The sequence below is a fragment of the Ornithinimicrobium avium genome (assembly GCF_003351765.1).
GTDB lineage: Bacteria > Actinomycetota > Actinomycetes > Actinomycetales > Dermatophilaceae > Ornithinicoccus > Ornithinicoccus avius.
Map to the genome: position 1 here is coordinate 327,993 of NZ_CP031229.1, position 15,179 is coordinate 343,171.

The 15,179-nt window shown below is 71.0% G+C and carries 14 protein-coding genes and 1 tRNA gene; 1 reads left to right on the top strand and 14 read right to left on the bottom strand.

Going from position 1 to position 15,179, the window contains the following annotated elements; translation table 11 throughout:
* Window positions 1-64: 64 nt before the first annotated feature.
* From DV701_RS01525 to DV701_RS18390, 7 genes are all read right to left on the bottom strand, one after another.
* A complete protein-coding gene (locus tag DV701_RS01525; RefSeq protein WP_114926788.1) occupies window positions 65-970 on the bottom strand; it encodes an amino acid ABC transporter permease in 906 nt (301 codons plus the stop codon).
* Entirely contained in the window at window positions 967-1,650 is a 684-nt protein-coding gene (locus DV701_RS01530) for an amino acid ABC transporter permease (RefSeq protein ID WP_114926789.1), read from the bottom strand. Before DV701_RS01530 ends, DV701_RS01525 begins: the two co-directional genes overlap by 4 nt.
* A 93-nt stretch (window positions 1,651-1,743) precedes the next feature.
* A complete protein-coding gene (locus DV701_RS01535; RefSeq protein ID WP_114930551.1) occupies window positions 1,744-2,589 on the bottom strand; it encodes a glutamate ABC transporter substrate-binding protein in 846 nt (281 codons plus the stop codon).
* Between the two features lie 19 nt (window positions 2,590-2,608).
* A complete protein-coding gene (locus DV701_RS01540; RefSeq protein ID WP_114926790.1) occupies window positions 2,609-3,382 on the bottom strand; it encodes an amino acid ABC transporter ATP-binding protein in 774 nt (257 codons plus the stop codon).
* Between the two features lie 111 nt (window positions 3,383-3,493).
* Window positions 3,494-3,567: transfer RNA gene (locus DV701_RS01545), tRNA-Ile, on the bottom strand.
* A 34-nt stretch (window positions 3,568-3,601) separates the two neighbouring features.
* Window positions 3,602-4,021, bottom strand: coding sequence for a CBS domain-containing protein (locus DV701_RS01550; protein WP_114926791.1), 420 nt, complete (start codon window positions 4,019-4,021; stop codon window positions 3,602-3,604).
* 99 nt (window positions 4,022-4,120) lie between these two features.
* Window positions 4,121-5,095: a C40 family peptidase gene (locus tag DV701_RS18390; RefSeq protein WP_228255156.1), complete on the bottom strand. Its 975-nt coding sequence runs from the start codon at window positions 5,093-5,095 to the stop codon at window positions 4,121-4,123.
* Between the two features lie 411 nt (window positions 5,096-5,506).
* On the opposite strand from DV701_RS18390, the gene DV701_RS01560 reads away from it, so the two are divergent.
* A complete protein-coding gene (locus DV701_RS01560; protein WP_228255157.1) occupies window positions 5,507-6,022 on the top strand; it encodes a DUF3145 domain-containing protein in 516 nt (171 codons plus the stop codon).
* A gap of 39 nt (window positions 6,023-6,061) precedes the next feature.
* On the opposite strand, the gene DV701_RS01565 is transcribed toward DV701_RS01560, so the two are convergent.
* The 7 genes from DV701_RS01565 to aceE all read right to left on the bottom strand — a co-directional run bounded on the left by DV701_RS01565 (window position 6,062) and on the right by aceE (window position 15,169).
* Window positions 6,062-7,186, bottom strand: coding sequence for a glycosyltransferase (locus DV701_RS01565; RefSeq protein WP_114926792.1), 1,125 nt, complete (start codon window positions 7,184-7,186; stop codon window positions 6,062-6,064).
* A 57-nt stretch (window positions 7,187-7,243) separates the two neighbouring features.
* Window positions 7,244-8,506 (bottom strand): beta-ketoacyl-ACP synthase II, encoded by a 1,263-nt coding sequence (gene fabF / locus DV701_RS01570; protein ID WP_114926793.1) that lies wholly within the window; start codon window positions 8,504-8,506, stop codon window positions 7,244-7,246.
* 223 nt (window positions 8,507-8,729) lie between these two features.
* Window positions 8,730-8,978 (bottom strand): acyl carrier protein, encoded by a 249-nt coding sequence (locus DV701_RS01575; RefSeq protein WP_114926794.1) that lies wholly within the window; start codon window positions 8,976-8,978, stop codon window positions 8,730-8,732.
* A gap of 76 nt (window positions 8,979-9,054) precedes the next feature.
* Window positions 9,055-10,083 (bottom strand): beta-ketoacyl-ACP synthase III, encoded by a 1,029-nt coding sequence (locus tag DV701_RS01580; protein WP_114926795.1) that lies wholly within the window; start codon window positions 10,081-10,083, stop codon window positions 9,055-9,057.
* Window positions 10,080-11,060 carry an ACP S-malonyltransferase gene (locus DV701_RS01585; RefSeq protein WP_114926796.1) on the bottom strand — a complete coding sequence of 327 codons (981 nt, stop codon included), beginning with the start codon at window positions 11,058-11,060 and terminating at the stop codon, window positions 10,080-10,082. Before DV701_RS01585 ends, DV701_RS01580 begins: the two co-directional genes overlap by 4 nt.
* 89 nt (window positions 11,061-11,149) lie before the next feature.
* Entirely contained in the window at window positions 11,150-12,355 is a 1,206-nt protein-coding gene (locus DV701_RS01590) for a PucR family transcriptional regulator (protein WP_228255158.1), read from the bottom strand.
* Window positions 12,356-12,412: 57 nt separating this feature from the next.
* On the bottom strand, window positions 12,413-15,169 hold the full coding sequence (gene aceE / locus DV701_RS01595; RefSeq protein WP_114930559.1) for a pyruvate dehydrogenase (acetyl-transferring), homodimeric type: 2,757 nt from the start codon (window positions 15,167-15,169) through the stop codon (window positions 12,413-12,415).
* Between the last annotated feature and the right edge of the window lie 10 nt (window positions 15,170-15,179).

Sequence of the window (15,179 nt, forward strand, 5' to 3'; positions counted from 1 at the left end):
CCGCCTCGGTGCCAGGCTGTGTGTCCAGGCCGGCCGCGTGGCGTGCCAGGCTCCGCCGACGGGATCAGCCGTGGCCGGGCGTGTTCGCGGTGCCTCGCACCGCGGCGCCCACCATCGGCACGTCCTGGGGGTTGGCGACCTTGCCCGAAGAGCGGCCCCGTCGGCGCTGCTTGGACTCCACCCACCGGGCCAGCCGGTCGATGCCGTAGTTGACCGCGATGAAGACGACCGCGGCGATGACATAGGCCTGGAAGGGAGCGCCCGCCCCCGAGCCGAGCTGGCGCGCGGAGGTGACCAGCTCGGGGTAGAGGATCATGTAGCCCAGCGCCGAGTCCTTCGTGATGACGATGACCTGGCTGACCAGGGTGGGCATCATCGCGGTGAGCGACTGGGGGATGAGGATCATCCGGCGGGTCTGGGAGGGGGACAACCCGATCGACAGACCGGCCTCGCGCTGGCCCGACGGGAGCGAGGCCACGCCGTTGCGGATGACCTCGGCCAGCACCGAGGAGTTGTAGCACACCAGCCCGGTCACGGTGCCGACCAGCGGGTTGACGCTGCTGGGCAGCCAGCCCATCATCACCAGGAAGTAGAAGGCGAAGAGCATCATGATCAGGACCGGGACGCCGCGGAAGAACTCCACGAAGATGGTGGCGGCCCAGCGCAGCGGGAAGTTCTCCGACATGCGTGTCATCGCCAGCAGGAGGGCGAGACCCATCGAGATGACGATGGCCAGGAAGGCCGCGATCAGGGTGGAGCGCAGCCCGGGGAGGAGGTAGTAGCGCCACGCGTCCCACCTGAGCACCCCCATCCACTTGTCGGGCGAGAGCTGGCCCTTCTCGTCCATCCGCAGCAGCACCCAGGCCAGGACGGCCAGCACGATCAGGCCGCCGACGACGGCGAGGATCCGGTGCCGGGTGCGGGCCCGCGGGCCCGGGACGTCGAAGAGGACGCTGGTGTCGGCGCTCATCGCTTCACCGCCAGCCTCTGGGCGAAGTAGGACGTCAACAGCCCCATCGGGACGGTCAGCAGCACGAATCCGAGCGCGATCAGCCCGAAGGCCGTCCACAGCAGGCCGGGGTCGAACTCGGCGACGTTCTTCATCACCAGCGCCGTTTCCGCCACCCCGATCGCGGCGGCGATCGTGGTGTTCTTGGTCAGCGCGATCAGGGTGTTGCCGAGCGGGGTGATCGCTCCGCGGAACGCCTGCGGCAGGACGATCTGGCGCAGGCTCTGACCGAAGGTGAGGCCGATCGAGCGAGCCGCCTCGGCCTGGCCCAGCGGGATCGTGTTGACGCCGGAGCGGATCGCCTCGCAGACGAAGGCCGCGTGGTAGACCGACAGGCCGAGGATGGCCAGCCGGAAGTTGTTGGTGTCGATGAATCCCCCCGGTGCGTCACGGGAGGCGAGGACGATGCCGAGCTGGCCGTAGACGCCGATGCTGCAGAACAGGATGATCAGCGTCAGCGGGGTGTTGCGCAGGAGCGTGACGTAGGCCGTGCCCACGTTGCGCAGGACGCCCACCGGGGAGAGCCGCATGATCGCGACGACGGTGCCGATGACCAGCGAGAAGATCGCTGACCAGGCGGTCAGCTTGATCGTCATCCAGAAGGCGGCCAGGAGTCCGAAGTCCTGGAGGATGGTCTGCATGGGTCTCCCGGGCGGACGGGACCCCGGCGGGTATGACGTGACCTCACGTCATACCCGCCGGTGTCAGCGAGCAGGGTGGGTGGTCCGGTCGGCTCAGGTGCAGTTGCCGCCGGCCTCCGGCGGGTTCAGCTCCTTGTTGTAGGCGAAGTCGCCCAGGTTGTCGGAGATGATCTTCTCCATCGTGCCGTCGTCCCACATGTCCTTGATGTAGCCGTTGATGTCCTCGCACTTGTCCGAGCCCATCGGCAGGCCGATCCCGTAGTTCTCCTGCGAGAACGTGTCGCCGACGAGCTTGAGCTTGCCCTGGTAGGCGTCCTGGTTGGCGTAGCCGGCCAGGATGACGTCGTCGGTGGTCAGGACGTCCAGGGTGCCGTTGGCGACCAGGTCGGCGCACTGGGAGTAGGTCTCGTACTCCTGGAGCTCGACGCCGGGGACCTCGTCCTTGATCTTCTGCGCCGAGGTCGAGCCGGTGACCGAGCACACCAGCTTGCCGTCCAGGGTGTCGTTGAGGCCGGTGATGTCGCTGTCCGAGGTGACCAGCAGGCTCTGGCCGGCCACGAAGTAGGGACCCGCGAAGGAGACCTCCTCCTTGCGCTTGTCGGTGATCGAGTAGGTCGCCACGACCATGTCGACCTGTCCGGTCTTGAGCAGCTGCTCGCGCTGCGGAGAGGGCGACTCCTGCCAGGTGATCTGGTCCTCGGAGAAGCCCAGCTTCTCCGCGACGGCCTTGGCGACGTCGACGTCCATGCCCTTGTAGGTGTCGCCGTCCTTGAGCCCGAGCCCGGGCTGGTCGAACTTGATGCCGATGGTGATGCCGCCGCTGTCGCCGCCGGCGTCGCTGCTGTCGCCGGCATCGCCGTCGTCCGATCCGCAGGCGGTGAGGGCCAGCGCGGCGATGCTCGCCATCGCGGCCAGCCGCAGGGTCTTGGTGGTGCTCATCGAGTGGTTCTCCTTCATCTCAGTGGGTGAGGATCTTGCCGAGGAAGTCCTTGGCGCGGGCAGACTGCGCGTGGGTGAAGAACTCCTCGGGGGTGTTCTCCTCCACGATCGCGCCGTCGGCCATGAAGACGACGCGGTCCCCGGCCTTGCGGGCGAAGCCCATCTCGTGGGTCACCACGATCATGGTCATGCCGCTGTGCGCCAGCTGCGTCATGACGTCGAGGACCTCGTTGATCATCTCGGGGTCGAGGGCGGAGGTCGGCTCGTCGAAGAGCATGACTCGCGGTTCCATCGCCAGGGAGCGGGCGATGGCCACCCGCTGCTGCTGACCGCCGGAGAGCTGGGCGGGATACTTCTCGGCCTGGTGGGCGACCCCGACCCGCTCGAGCAGCTCCATCGCGCGCTTCCTGGCCGCCGGCGCCTTCGCCCCGCGCACCTTGACCGGTCCCAGCGTGACGTTCTCCAGGATGGTCTTGTGGCTGAACAGGTTGAAGGACTGGAAGACCATGCCCACGTCGGCGCGCAGGGTGGCCAGGGCCTTGCCTTCCTGGGGCAGCTCCTGACCGTCGATGGTGATGCTTCCCGACTCGAAGCCCTCGAGCCGGTTGATGGTCCGGCACAGCGTCGACTTGCCCGACCCGGAGGGGCCGATGACGACGACGACCTCGCCCTCGTGCACGGTCAGGTCGATGTCCTGCAGGACGTGGAGATCGCCGAAGTGCTTGTTGACCTTGTCCAGCACCACGAGAGGCTTGCCGGGGGCGCGCCCGTCGGGCGCAGGGGTCTGCGTCATGAGGGGCACACTAACTGCACCCTCCGTGCCGCGTCAGGAGCGCGCCGGGGTTGTCACTGGATTGTGACCTTTGGGTAGGCGGGTGCGGTCACGCTCGGAAGAGCCCTCGGGTGGGCCAGGCGGGGCTTGAACCCGCGACCGACGGATTATGAGTCCGCTGCTCTGACCGGCTGAGCTACTGGCCCGCAGCGACCGATCCTAACCGCTGTCGAGGACGGCTCAGGACCTCAGGTAGTCCTCGAGCATGTCCCGCTCGGCCTCGAGGGCGTCGAGCCGGGCCTTGACGACGTCGCCGATCGAGACGATGCCGGTGAGGGCCCCGTCCTCGATGACCGGCAGGTGCCGCAGCCGTCGCTCGGTCATGGTGGTGGCCAGCTGGACGAGGTCGTCCGTGGCGGTGACCGACTGGACGTCGGTGGTCATGAGCTGGGACAGCGTGGATGTCTGGTCGTGCCCGCCACGCAGGTGGTGGACGACGTCGCGCTCGGAGACGATCCCGACGACCTGGGCGTCGTCGACGACGACGACGGCACCGATCTTGTTGTCGTCGAGAGTCTCGATGAGCTGCGCGACGGTCGCGGCGGACGGCAGGGTCACGACGGAGCTGCCCTTCTTCTTCAGGAGGTCGGCGACGCGCATGACTGACGTTAGCACGGGGCGCGCGGGTCCGTCCTGGGCAGCGCGAGACCCCCGCGACCGGTGGGGTCGCGGGGGTCTCGCGTGCGGTGCGGAGGGCGCTCAGCCGATCCGGCCGTACCAGACGTTGCTGGAGATGATCGGGCCGTAGCGCACGCCCGTGCTGGGGTTGAGGGCCTCGTAGGTCATGCCGTTCCCGGCGTAGATGCCGACGTGGTAGTAGTCGCCGTAGAAGACCAGGTCCCCCGGCTGCGGGTTGGACACGGGGGTCACGGCGGCCTTCTGCCCCGAGACCGTGCGCGGGATGTTGATTCCGGCCTGCTGGAACACCCACCAGGTGTAGGCCGAGCAGTCGAAGGAGGACGGCGGGGTGCCGTAGAGCTGGTAGGGGTAGCCGACGTAGGCGGCGGCCACGCCGAGCACGGACCCGCCGACCGGGGCGGGCGCCGCAGGCTGTGGCTGGGCGGCGGGCTGGCTGGGCCGCTGGGTCGTCTGCTCCTGGGTCGTCTGCTGCTGGGTCGTCTGCTGCTGGGGAGCCTGCCGCTGGCTCGTCTGCTGCTGGGGAGCCTGCCGCTGGGTCGTCTGCTGCTGGGGAGCCTGCTGCTGGGTCGTCTGCTGCGCGGCCTGCTCCTGGTCGACGGCCGGGGTCGAGGCGGGCTCCTCGAGGACTGCTTCCTGCACCTCGATGGTCGTGCCGGTGAAGGTGGCGCGCTCCTGACCCAGCAGGGTCAGTGCGGCGTCGGTGTCCTCGGGGGCGGAGCGGGCCTGGCTGCGGTCGGCGGCGGACTGCTCGCGCAGCTGGTCCAGCGAGCCGCTGCGCAGCGAGAGGAGCTGCGCGGCGCGCGAGGCGTCGGCGCTCGCGTCCTGGGTGGTCGTGGTCGTCGGCTCGGTGAGCTTGGCGCTCAGGGCGCTCGCCGGGTCGGCCGGCTCGCCGCCCAGGGTGGCGGCACCGGCGGTGGCCACGGTGCCGGCGACGAGGCCGCCGATCATCAGGGCTGCGGCGCCGCTGCGCGGGGTGGCGCTGGCAGAGCGGTGCTTCCCGCGGTTCGAGGCGCGGGCGGGGACGGTGGACTTCATAGGACCTCCGGGACCGTGGGGGGGACCACAGCCCGATGTGTGGGGGCCGACAGGTGCACGGGAGAACCTGTCGTCGTACAGGGGACATGCTCAGGCGCGAAGTTCGGGACAAGGCGCCGGATCAAATGTTACGAAAAGATCACGGAAGCACCAAGTTTCCCCGCGTGTTGTGACTGAAGTAACGGACGTGGCGCATGAGGCGAGATTCCTGAGAGTCGCCTGTGTGGCGAGGTGATTCGGGGTCGCGCCCTGACTCGCCGCGACGCCGTCGCTCGTCTGACTTTCACCGATGCACTTGATACTGGAGTGACGAAGGAGCATGATGTGACCCACAACCGCACAGTGGACGGGGCAGCCGCCCGTGGTCGAGGTCGTTGGGGAAGACGTCCCTCACCACACAGGAGGCCCAGGATGTCCGTCGTCATGCCACGAGTCATGACCCGCGGGGTGGTGTTCGTGCACTCCACCCCTACTGCGCTGTGCCCGCACATCGCCTGGGCGCTCGAAGGTGTCCTCGACACCCGGGTTGCCCTGGACTGGGTCGCGCAGCCGGTCGCGCCCGGCGCCATGCGCACCGAGTTCTCCTGGACGGGGGAGTCCGGTACCGGCGCCCACATCGCCAGCGCCATGCGCGGCTGGGACGGCCTGCGGTACGAGGTCGTCGAGGAAGCCAGCCGCGGCAGCGACGGTATGCGCTGGACGCACACGCCTGCGCTCGGCATCCACCAGGCCAGGCTGTCGGCCAACGGCGACGTGGTCGTCAACGAGGACCGGCTGCGGACCGTGGTCGAGTCCGCCGGCGGCAGCGCGGCCACCATCATGGCCGAGCTGGACCTGGTGCTCGGCGCGGCCTGGGACGCCGAGCTGGAGCCCTACCGGCACGCCGGCGAGGGCGCGCCCGTCACCTGGCTGCACAAGGTCGGCTGAGGGGTCGGGACGACCCCGGGCCTGGCGGGAGGAGGCGGCTCAGCGCCGCCCGCCCCCCTGCACGCCGACACGCACCTGCTCGTGGACCGCCAGCATCCGCTCGGCGGACGCCCGCCAGTTGAACCGCTCCGCCTGCTGGCGGGCCCGCACGTGGGAGCCCGGACGTGCCAGCAGCGCCTCCACGCCGTCGGCGAAGGCGGCGGGGGTGGAGTGCGCCACGTGGCCGCCCTCGCCCACGACCTCCTGCAGGGCGCCCTCGTCGGTGCACACCGCCGGCACGCCGCAGGCCATGACCTCGAGAGCGGCCAGCCCGAAGGTCTCCAGCGGGCCGGGTGCGACCGCCACGTCGGCGGTACCCATCTTGACGGCCAGCTCGCGGCGGTCGCTGATGTAGGAGTGGAAGACGACCGGCAGGTTGCGTGAGCGCTCCAGCAGCCGGTCGCGCAGCGGGCCGTGCCCGAACACCGTCATCTCCACGTCCATGCCGCGCCGGACCAGCTCGCGGACCGTCTCGATCGACAGCGCCGGACGCTTCTCGGGGGAGAGGCGGCCGCAGTGCACGAGCCGGACCATCTCACCCGGTGCCGGCGGCACGTAGGCCCTGGGGTCGCGGGTCGGCACGAAGGTCTCGAGGTCCACCCCCAGGGGGACGACGTGCGCGTCGATGCCGTTGCGGTGGAACTCCTCGGCGGCGAAGCGGCTCGGGCAGACGATCGCGTCGTAGTCGTGCGCGCTGCGACGGTTGATCAGGTCGGCCGTCCACACCGCGGGGGTGTCGGGCACCGGCGTGCGGCGCACCATGATCCCCGTCATGTGCTCGTGGCTGATCATCACCGAGCCGATGCCGCGGCGCCGCGCCCACCGGCCCATCCAGCGGGTGGTGGACCGGTCGGAGACCTCCAGCGCGTCGGGGTCGATCGCGTCCATCAGCCGGGACAGCCCGCGCCGGTCCCAGATCAGGGAGTAGCCGGTGCCGGGGATCGGCATCGCGGGCACGCGGAAGACGGTGCCCTGGGACTCCTCGCTGATCTCCGGTCCGGGCCCCGGAATGATGAGCGAGACCCGGTGGCCCAGGGCGCGGTAGTGCTCGCCCCACGCCTGCAGCGCCGTCTTGATGCCACCCGACGTCGGGCTCACGAAGTTGGCGACGCGCAGGATGTGCATAGCGTCCGCGAGCCTACCCGCGTGCGGCGTCCGGGTCGCGGGGGGCGTGGCCCGCGGTCAGCTCCAGCTCCGGAACGCCAGCGCCACGTTGACCCCGCCGAAGCCGAAGGAGTTGTTGAGCGCGGCGAGGTCGCCGTCGCCGAGGGCGCGCGGCGCGCCGGTCACGACGTCGAGGTCGATCTCGGGGTCCATGTTCTCGAGGTTGATCGTCGGCGGCACCTGGCGGTCGTGCAGGGCCAGGACGGTGAGCACGGCCTCGAGAGCACCCGCGGCACCGAGCAGGTGCCCGGTCATCGACTTGGTGGCGGTGACCGCGATCTGGTCCGTGCGCGTCCCGAAGGCGCGGTGGATGGCACGCGTCTCGGCCAGGTCGCCGACCGGGGTCGAGGTGGCATGCGCGTTGATGTGCACGATGTCCTCCACCGTCAGGCCGCCGTCGGTGAGGGCCTCGGTCATCGCCCGCGCGGCGCCCTCGCCCTCGGGGTGTCCCGCGGTGATGTGGTAGGCGTCGCTGGACGTGCCCGAGCCGACGATCTCGGCGTAGATCCGGGCCCCGCGGGCCCGGGCGTGCTCCTCGGCCTCGAGCACCATGAGCCCGGCGCCCTCGGCGATGACGAAGCCGTCTCGGTCGACGTCGTAGGGGCGGGAAGCCCGCTCCGGCTCCTCGTTGCGGGTCGACAGCGCCGTCATCGAGGCGAAGGCGGCGATCGGCAGCGGGTGGATCGCCGCCTCCGTGCCGCCGGCCACCATCACGTCGGCCTTGCCGTCGCGGATCATGTCGAGCGCGAGCCCCATACCCTCGGCGCCGGAGGCGCAGGCGCTGACGGGGCAGTGGGCGCCCGCACGGGCGGACAGGTCGAGGGAGACCGCGGCGGCGGGTCCGTTCGGCATCAGCATCGGCACGGTGAGGGGAAAGACCCGCCGCGGTCCCTTCTCCTTGAGGACCTCCCACTGGGTCAGCAGCGTCCACACCCCGCCGATGCCGGAGCCGATGGCCACGCCGAGGCGCTCGGGCTCGACCTCGGGGCTCCCGGCGTCGGCCCACGCCTCGCGCGCGGCCACGAGCGCGTACTGACCGGAGGGGTCGTTGCGGCGCACCTCGACCCTGGCGAGCACGTCGGCGGGGGAGGTGTGGAGGGACCCGGCGAAGGTCACCGGCAGCTCGTGCTCGGCGACCCAGTCCTGGGTGAGCGGGCGCACGCCGGAGCGGCCGGCCAGGAGCGATTCCCAGGTCTGCGGGGCGGTGCCCCCGACGGGAGTGGTGGCCCCGAGCCCGGTCACGACGACGCGGCGAGGCTTGTGGGTCGGGCTGACGGACATCTGCTCGGCCTCCAGGAGGGACGGGCGGCGGCGGTGGGCCGCCTCGGGGTGATGGGCGCCGGCCGACGGCTCCGCCGGTCGGCGCTCAAGAGTATGCGGTGCACGCCGGCACGCGGGTCGCGGCCGGGTGGTGGACCGGCCGGTCGGCCGACATGGCGCTCTGCCGGCCCGGGCTGGGGCCGGCGGGCGGAGGCGGTGGGACCGCGACCGCCCGCCGGACGGGTCAGCCCTGGTTGTTCGCGATGTAGGTGACCGCGTCCTTGACGTGGGTGAGGTTCTTGACCTCGTCGTCGGGGATGCGGACGCCGAACTTGTCCTCGGCGTTGACCACGATCGTCATCATCGACAGGGAGTCGATGTCCAGGTCCTCGGTGAAGGACTTCTCCATCTGGACCTCCTCGGGCTCCAGGCCCGTCTCCTCGTTGACGATCTCGGCGAGACCCGAGAGGATCTCCTGCTCGCTCAGAGCCATGGTTCGCTACTCCTTGTGGTTGCGGTTGGGGCTGACCCGGATGTGTGCCCGCCGGGCCTCGGGAACCGGTGGGTGCTCAGGGCATGACGACGACCTGCGCGGCGTAGACCAGCCCGGCGCCGAACGCGATCTGCAGCGCGAGGCCCCCGTGCGGTGCCTCGCCCTCGTCGAGCATCCGGGCCATGGCCAGGGGGACGGACGCGGCGGAGGTGTTGCCGGTCTCGGCGATGTCCCGGGCGACCGGGACGTGCTCGGGCAGCTTGAGCGCCTTGACCATGGCGTCGGTGATGCGCATGTTGGCCTGGTGCGGCACGAACGCGTCCAGGTCGTGGGGGGTGATCCCGGCGGCCTCCACGGCCTTCACCGCGACCGGGACCATGTCGTAGACGGCCCAACGGAAGACCGACTGGCCCTGCATGACGAAGGCAGGCCAGTCGAGGGCGTCCTGCCGCCCGGACTCCTCCATCCCGCCGCGCAGACCGGTCCACGGTTCACGCTGGGTGATCAGGTCGCGCTTGTCACCCAGGCTGCCCCAGAGGGTGGGGCCGATGCCCTGGAAGTCCGAGATGCCCACGACGGCCGCCCCTGCGCCGTCGCCGAAGATGAAGGCGGTGCCGCGGTCGTACTTGTCGGTGAAGTCGGACAGTTTCTCCACGCCGATCACCAGCACGTAGTCGACCGTGCCGGCGCGCACCATGTCGTTGGCCATCGAGATCCCGTAGCAGTACCCGGCGCACGCTGCCGAGATGTCGAGCGCGGCCGGGTCGGGGATGCCCAGGCGGAAGGCCAGCTCCGGTGCGGCGGCCGGGGTCTGGTAGGGGTGGGTGACCGTCGCCATGATCACCGCGCCGATCTGCTCGGGCGCCACTCCCGACTTGGTGATGGCGTCCCTGGACGCGGCTTCGGCCATGTCGATGACCGACTCCTCCGGTGCCGCGATGTGCCGGGTGACGATGCCGGAGCGCTGCTGGATCCACTCGTCGGAGGAGTCGATGAACTCGATGACCTCGTCGTTGGTGACCACGCGCTCGGGCCGGTAGCCGGCCAGCCCGTGGATGCGCGCGTAGCGCAGCTCCTGCGGCGCGGCGAGGGTCTTGTTGGTCACTGCGGGTCCTCCTGGTGGTGGCTCGGCCCGTCGGCCGTGGTCGGGTCGGCGGCGCCGTGCTCGCCGACCATCCGGCGGGCGGCATCGAGGTCGTCGGGAGTCTTCAGGGCCAGCGTCTCGACCCCGCGCAGGCCGCGCTTGGCCAGCCCGACGAGGGTGCCGGCCGGCGCCAGCTCGATGAGGCCTGTCGCGCCGAGCTCGGCGAAGGTCTGCATGGTCAGGTCCCAGCGCACCGGGCTGGACACCTGCGCGACCAGCCGGGCCAGGACCTGCTGGCCGTTGGCGACGGGGCGACCGTCGGCGTTGGACAGGAGGGTCACCTGGGGGTCGGTGGGGGACAGGCCCTCGGCGAGGGCGGCCAGCCGGTCGACGGCGGGCTGCATGTGGTGGGTGTGGAAGGCGCCGGCGACCTTGAGCGGGATGACCCTGGCCCCGGCCGGTGGGTCCTCCTGCAAGGCGGCCAGCTGCTGCAGCGTGCCCGCCGCGACGACCTGCCCGGCGCCGTTCAGGTTGGCCGGCGTCAGGCCGTGACGCGCCAGGGTGGCCAGCACCTCCTCGGCGTCTCCGCCCAGGACGGCGCTCATGCCGGTGGGGCCGGCGGCCGCGGCCTGCGCCATGCCGCGCCCGCGCTCGCTCACGAAGATCATCGCCTCCTCCGGGCCCAGGACCCCCGCGGCGGCGGCCGCAGTGATCTCCCCCACGGAGTGGCCGGCGACGGCGCTCACCGCGCGGCCGGTCTGCGCGGGGTCGGCGAAGAGCGTGCGCAGCGTCGCCAGCCCCGCCGCGACGATCAGCGGCTGGGCGACGGCGGTGTCCTTGATGGTGTCCTCGTCGGAGGTGGTGCCGTGCGCCACGAGGTCGAGGCCGCCGACGTCCGAGAGCTGCTCGAGCAGGTCCCGGAAGCCGGGAAGGTCGAGCCAGGGGCCGAGGAAGCCGGGGGACTGGGAGCCCTGTCCGGGCGCGACGATCACGAGCACCACTCCACTCTGCCGGGGAGGGCCGCGCGCGAACGACAGCGATCCCGACGAGAAGCTCGGTCGTTGTTTGTAGGAACCCTACAAAAGGATCAGCCGCTGCGACGGCGGAGGGGCTGGTCGGTCATCCGGCCCAGCGCCAGTGCCACCTGGAGCACCCACGCGTCGCGGGGGGTGTGCGCGTCCAGCCCGACGACGTCGGCGACCTTGCGCAGCCGGTAGCGCACGGTGTTGGCGTGCAGGAAGAGCTCGCGCGCGGTGGCCTCCAGGGTGGTGCCCTGGTCCAGGTAGGCCTGGACCGTCTCCAGCAGCGAGGACGGATGGTCGCGCAGCGGGCGGTAGACGCGGTCCACCAGCATCCGGCGCGCCGGCACCTCGCCGAGCAGGGCCCGCTCCGGCAGCAGCTCGTCGGCGGCCACCGGTCGGGGTGCCCGCACCCACGCCCGGCAGGCGTCGCTGCCGGACAGCGCGGCCCGGGCGCTGCGACCCGCTGCGAACAGGTGGGGGACCCGCGGACCCACGACGACCGGCCCGGGCCCGAAGTAGGCGGTCAGCCGGCCCGCGTCCTCGAGCCCGTCCTCGGCGCCGCCGAGCACGCACACCAGCCGCGAGCCCAGCGCCGCGATCAGGGCCTCCCGCCCCAGCCGGCGGGCACCGTCGCGCAGCGCCGTGAGCGCGGGACCGGATTCACCGCGGGGCAGTGCCCCGACGACCACGCACACGCCGGTCACCTCCTCCCAGCCCAGCTCGGCCGCGCGCGAGGCGAGGGTGTCGTCGGCCTCGCCGCGCACCACCGCGTGGACCACGAGGGACTCCAGCCGCGCGTCCCACCCGCCGCGCTGCTCGGCGGCCCGGGCGTAGACGGCGGCCGCGGCGAAGGCGACGTCGCGCGAGTAGCGCAGCACCGCCTCGCGCAGCCTCGCCTGCTCGTCGTCGTCGACCAGCTCCGGGACCGCGTCCTCGACGGTCGCGATGGCGGTGCGCGTCAGGTCGAGCGCCTGGCGCAGCGTGATCGTCTGTGCCAGGCTGCGCGGCGCCGACGCGAACAGCTCGCCGGACACGTCGTCCTCCGGCGCACCGGCCGCGTACCAGCGCAGGAGCGCGCTGATGCCGGCCTGGGCCACCAGCCCGACCCAGGAGCGGTCGTCGGGGCTCAGCGTGCGGAACCACGCATGCTCGACCGACATCCGCTGCGCCGCCCGGGTGGCCAGCCCACCGGCGCGGCGCGGCAGCGCTTCCGGGCCGGGACCGTCCGGCCCAGGACCCACGGAAGCGGTCTCGAAGGGCGGGGGCGGCACCGGTCCAGCCTAGTGCTGGTCCGGAGCCGCCGTGGGGTATGCCGTGCGGGCCGCCGGTCAGGCGTCCCCACCCATGGTGCCGGAGGTGCCGGCGTTGACGTCGAGCAGGCGGTACTTCTCGAAGGCCTGCCGGGGGATGTCGGGGTCGATCTCGCCGCGGTCCGCCAGCATCTGCAGGGCCTTGACCGCCATCGACGGGCCGTCGATGTGGAAGAACCGCCGCGCCGCCGCGCGGGTGTCGGCGAAGCCGAAGCCGTCCGCGCCCAGGGCGTAGTAGTCCTCCGGCACCCAGGGGGCGATCTGGTCCTGCACCGCACGCATGTAGTCGCTGGTGGCCACGATCGGGCCGGTGCCCTCGGACAGGCGCCTGGTCACGTAGGGCACGCGCCGCTCCTGCTCCGGGTGCAGGAAGGCCTGCTCGTCGCAGTCCATCGCCTCGCGCCGCAGCTCCAGCCAGGAGGTGACCGACCACACGTCGGCGCTGACTCCCCAGTCCTCGCGCAGCAGCTCCTCGGCCTCCAGGGCCCACGGCACGCCGACGCCCGAGCCGAGCAGCTGCACGTGCCGTCCCTGCTCGACCGGCTCGGTGCGCTTGATGCGGTGCATGCCGCGCAGGATGCCCTCGACGTCGACGTCCTCCGGCTCGGCCGGCTGGCTCATCGGCTCGTTGTAGACGTTGATGTAGTAGAAGACGTCCTCCGGGTCGTCGCCATACATCCGCCGCAGGCCGTCGGGCAGGATGTGCGCCAGCTCGTAGGCGTAGGCGGGGTCGTAGGCGACGCAGGCCGGGTTGGTCGAGGCCAGCAGCGGGGAGTGGCCGTCGGCGTGCTGCAGGCCCTCGCCGGTCAGCGTGGTCCGGCCGGCGGTCGCGCCGATCATGAAGCCGTGGGAGAGCTGGTCGGCGGCGGCCCAGATGCCGTCACCGCTGCGCTGGAAGCCGAACATCGAGTAGAAGATGTAGAACGGCACCATCGGGATCGAGTGGGTGTCGTAGGAGCTGCCCGCCGCGGTGAACGCCGCCACCGAGCCGCTCTCGTTGATCCCCACGTGCCAGAGCTGGCCGGACTCGGACTCCTTGTAGGCCAGCATCAGGTCGGCGTCCACGGAGGTGTAGTTCTGGCCGTGGACGTTGTAGATCTTGGCCGAGGGGAAGAAGCTGTCCATGCCGAAGGTGCGGGCCTCGTCCGGGATGATCGGCACCAGGTGCTTGCCGAACTCCTTGTCGCGCATCCACTCCTTGAAGATGCGGACCAGGGCCATGGTCGTGGCGACCTGCTGCTTGCCCGAGCCCTTCTTGGCGACGTCGTAGACCTTCTCGTCGGGCAGCTTCAGCTTGACCGCCTTCTCCGGCTCCCGCTTGGGCAGGTAGCCACCGAGGCGGGAGCGTCGCTCCTGCATGTAGCGGATCGCCTCGTCGTCCTGCCCGGGGTGGTAGTAGGGCGGACGGTAGGGGTCGGCCTCCAGCTGGGCGTCGGTGATCGGGATGCGCAGGCTGTCGCGGAAGCCCTTGAGGTCGTCGAGGGTCATCTTCTTCATCTGGTGGGTCGCGTTGCGCCCCGCGAAGTGGGTGCCCAGGCTGTAGCCCTTGATCGTGTGCGCGAGGATGACGGTCGGCTGGCCGGTGTGCTCCATCGCAGCCTTGTAGGCGGCGTAGACCTTGTGGTAGTCGTGCCCGCCGCGCTTGAGCTTCCACCAGATGTCGTGGTCGCTCCAGTCCTTGACCATCTCCTTGGTGCGCGGGTCGCGCCCGAAGAAGTGGTCGCGGATGAACGCGCCGTCGTTGGCCCGGTAGGTCTGGTAGTCGCCGTCCGGGGTGGAGTTGAAGAGGTTGACCAGGGCGCCGGAGGTGTCCCGGGCGATGAGCTCGTCCCAGCCGCGGCCCCACAGGACCTTGATGACGTTCCACCCCGCACCGCGGAAGTTGCTCTCCAGCTCCTGGACGATCTTGCCGTTGCCGCGGACCGGACCGTCGAGCCGCTGCAGGTTGCAGTTGACGACGAAGGTGAGGTTGTCGAGCTCGTCGTTGGCGGCCACGTGCAGCAGGCCGCGCGACTCCGGCTCGTCCATCTCGCCGTCGCCGAGGAAGGCCCACACGTGCTGCTGGCTGGTGTCCTTGATCCCGCGGTTGTGCAGGTACCTGTTGAACGCCGCCTGGTAGATCGCGTTCATCGGGCCCAGGCCCATCGACACCGTCGGGAACTGCCAGAAGTGCGGCATGCTCCGCGGGTGCGGGTAGGAGGGGAGCGGCTCGGCGTCGCCGTGCTTCTTGCTCTTCTCCTGGCGGAAGCTGTCGAGGTCGGCCTCGGACAGGCGGCCCTCCATGAAGGCCCGGGCGTAGATGCCGGGGGAGGCGTGTCCCTGGAAGAAGATCTGGTCGCCGCCGCCCTCGTGGTCGCGCCCGCGCCAGAAGTGGTTGAAGCCGACCTCCCACTGGGTGGAGATCGAGGCGTAGGTGGAGATGTGGCCACCGACGGAGATGTCCGGGTGCTGGGCCCGGTGGACCATCACCGCAGCGTTCCACCGGATCCACGCACGGTAGCGCCGCTCCATGTCCTCGTCACCGGGGAACCACGGCTCACGCTCGGGCGGGATCGTGTTGATGTAGTCGGTCGTGGTCAGCGAGGGCAGCCCGACCTGGGAGTCCCGCGCACGCTCCAGCATCCGCAGCATCAGGTAGCGGGCCCGCCGGCGACCGCCTGCCTCGATGGCCGCGTCAAGCGACTCCAGCCATTCCTGGGTCTCCTCCGGGTCGGTGTCCGGCACCTGGCTGGGCAGACCGTTGAGGATGGGACCGACGGGGCGCTCAAGCGGCATCAGCATGTCC

Coding starts and splice junctions, on each gene's coding strand:
- DV701_RS01525 (WP_114926788.1), bottom strand. CDS start 970: ATGAGCGCCGACACCAGCGTCCTCTTCGACGTCCCGGGCCCGCGGGCC.
- DV701_RS01530 (WP_114926789.1), bottom strand. CDS start 1,650: ATGCAGACCATCCTCCAGGACTTCGGACTCCTGGCCGCCTTCTGGATG.
- DV701_RS01535 (WP_114930551.1), bottom strand. CDS start 2,589: ATGAGCACCACCAAGACCCTGCGGCTGGCCGCGATGGCGAGCATCGCC.
- DV701_RS01540 (WP_114926790.1), bottom strand. CDS start 3,382: ATGACGCAGACCCCTGCGCCCGACGGGCGCGCCCCCGGCAAGCCTCTC.
- DV701_RS01550 (WP_114926791.1), bottom strand. CDS start 4,021: ATGCGCGTCGCCGACCTCCTGAAGAAGAAGGGCAGCTCCGTCGTGACC.
- DV701_RS18390 (WP_228255156.1), bottom strand. CDS start 5,095: ATGAAGTCCACCGTCCCCGCCCGCGCCTCGAACCGCGGGAAGCACCGC.
- DV701_RS01560 (WP_228255157.1), top strand. CDS start 5,507: ATGTCCGTCGTCATGCCACGAGTCATGACCCGCGGGGTGGTGTTCGTG.
- DV701_RS01565 (WP_114926792.1), bottom strand. CDS start 7,186: ATGCACATCCTGCGCGTCGCCAACTTCGTGAGCCCGACGTCGGGTGGC.
- fabF (WP_114926793.1), bottom strand. CDS start 8,506: ATGTCCGTCAGCCCGACCCACAAGCCTCGCCGCGTCGTCGTGACCGGG.
- DV701_RS01575 (WP_114926794.1), bottom strand. CDS start 8,978: ATGGCTCTGAGCGAGCAGGAGATCCTCTCGGGTCTCGCCGAGATCGTC.
- aceE (WP_114930559.1), bottom strand. CDS start 15,169: ATGCCGCTTGAGCGCCCCGTCGGTCCCATCCTCAACGGTCTGCCCAGC.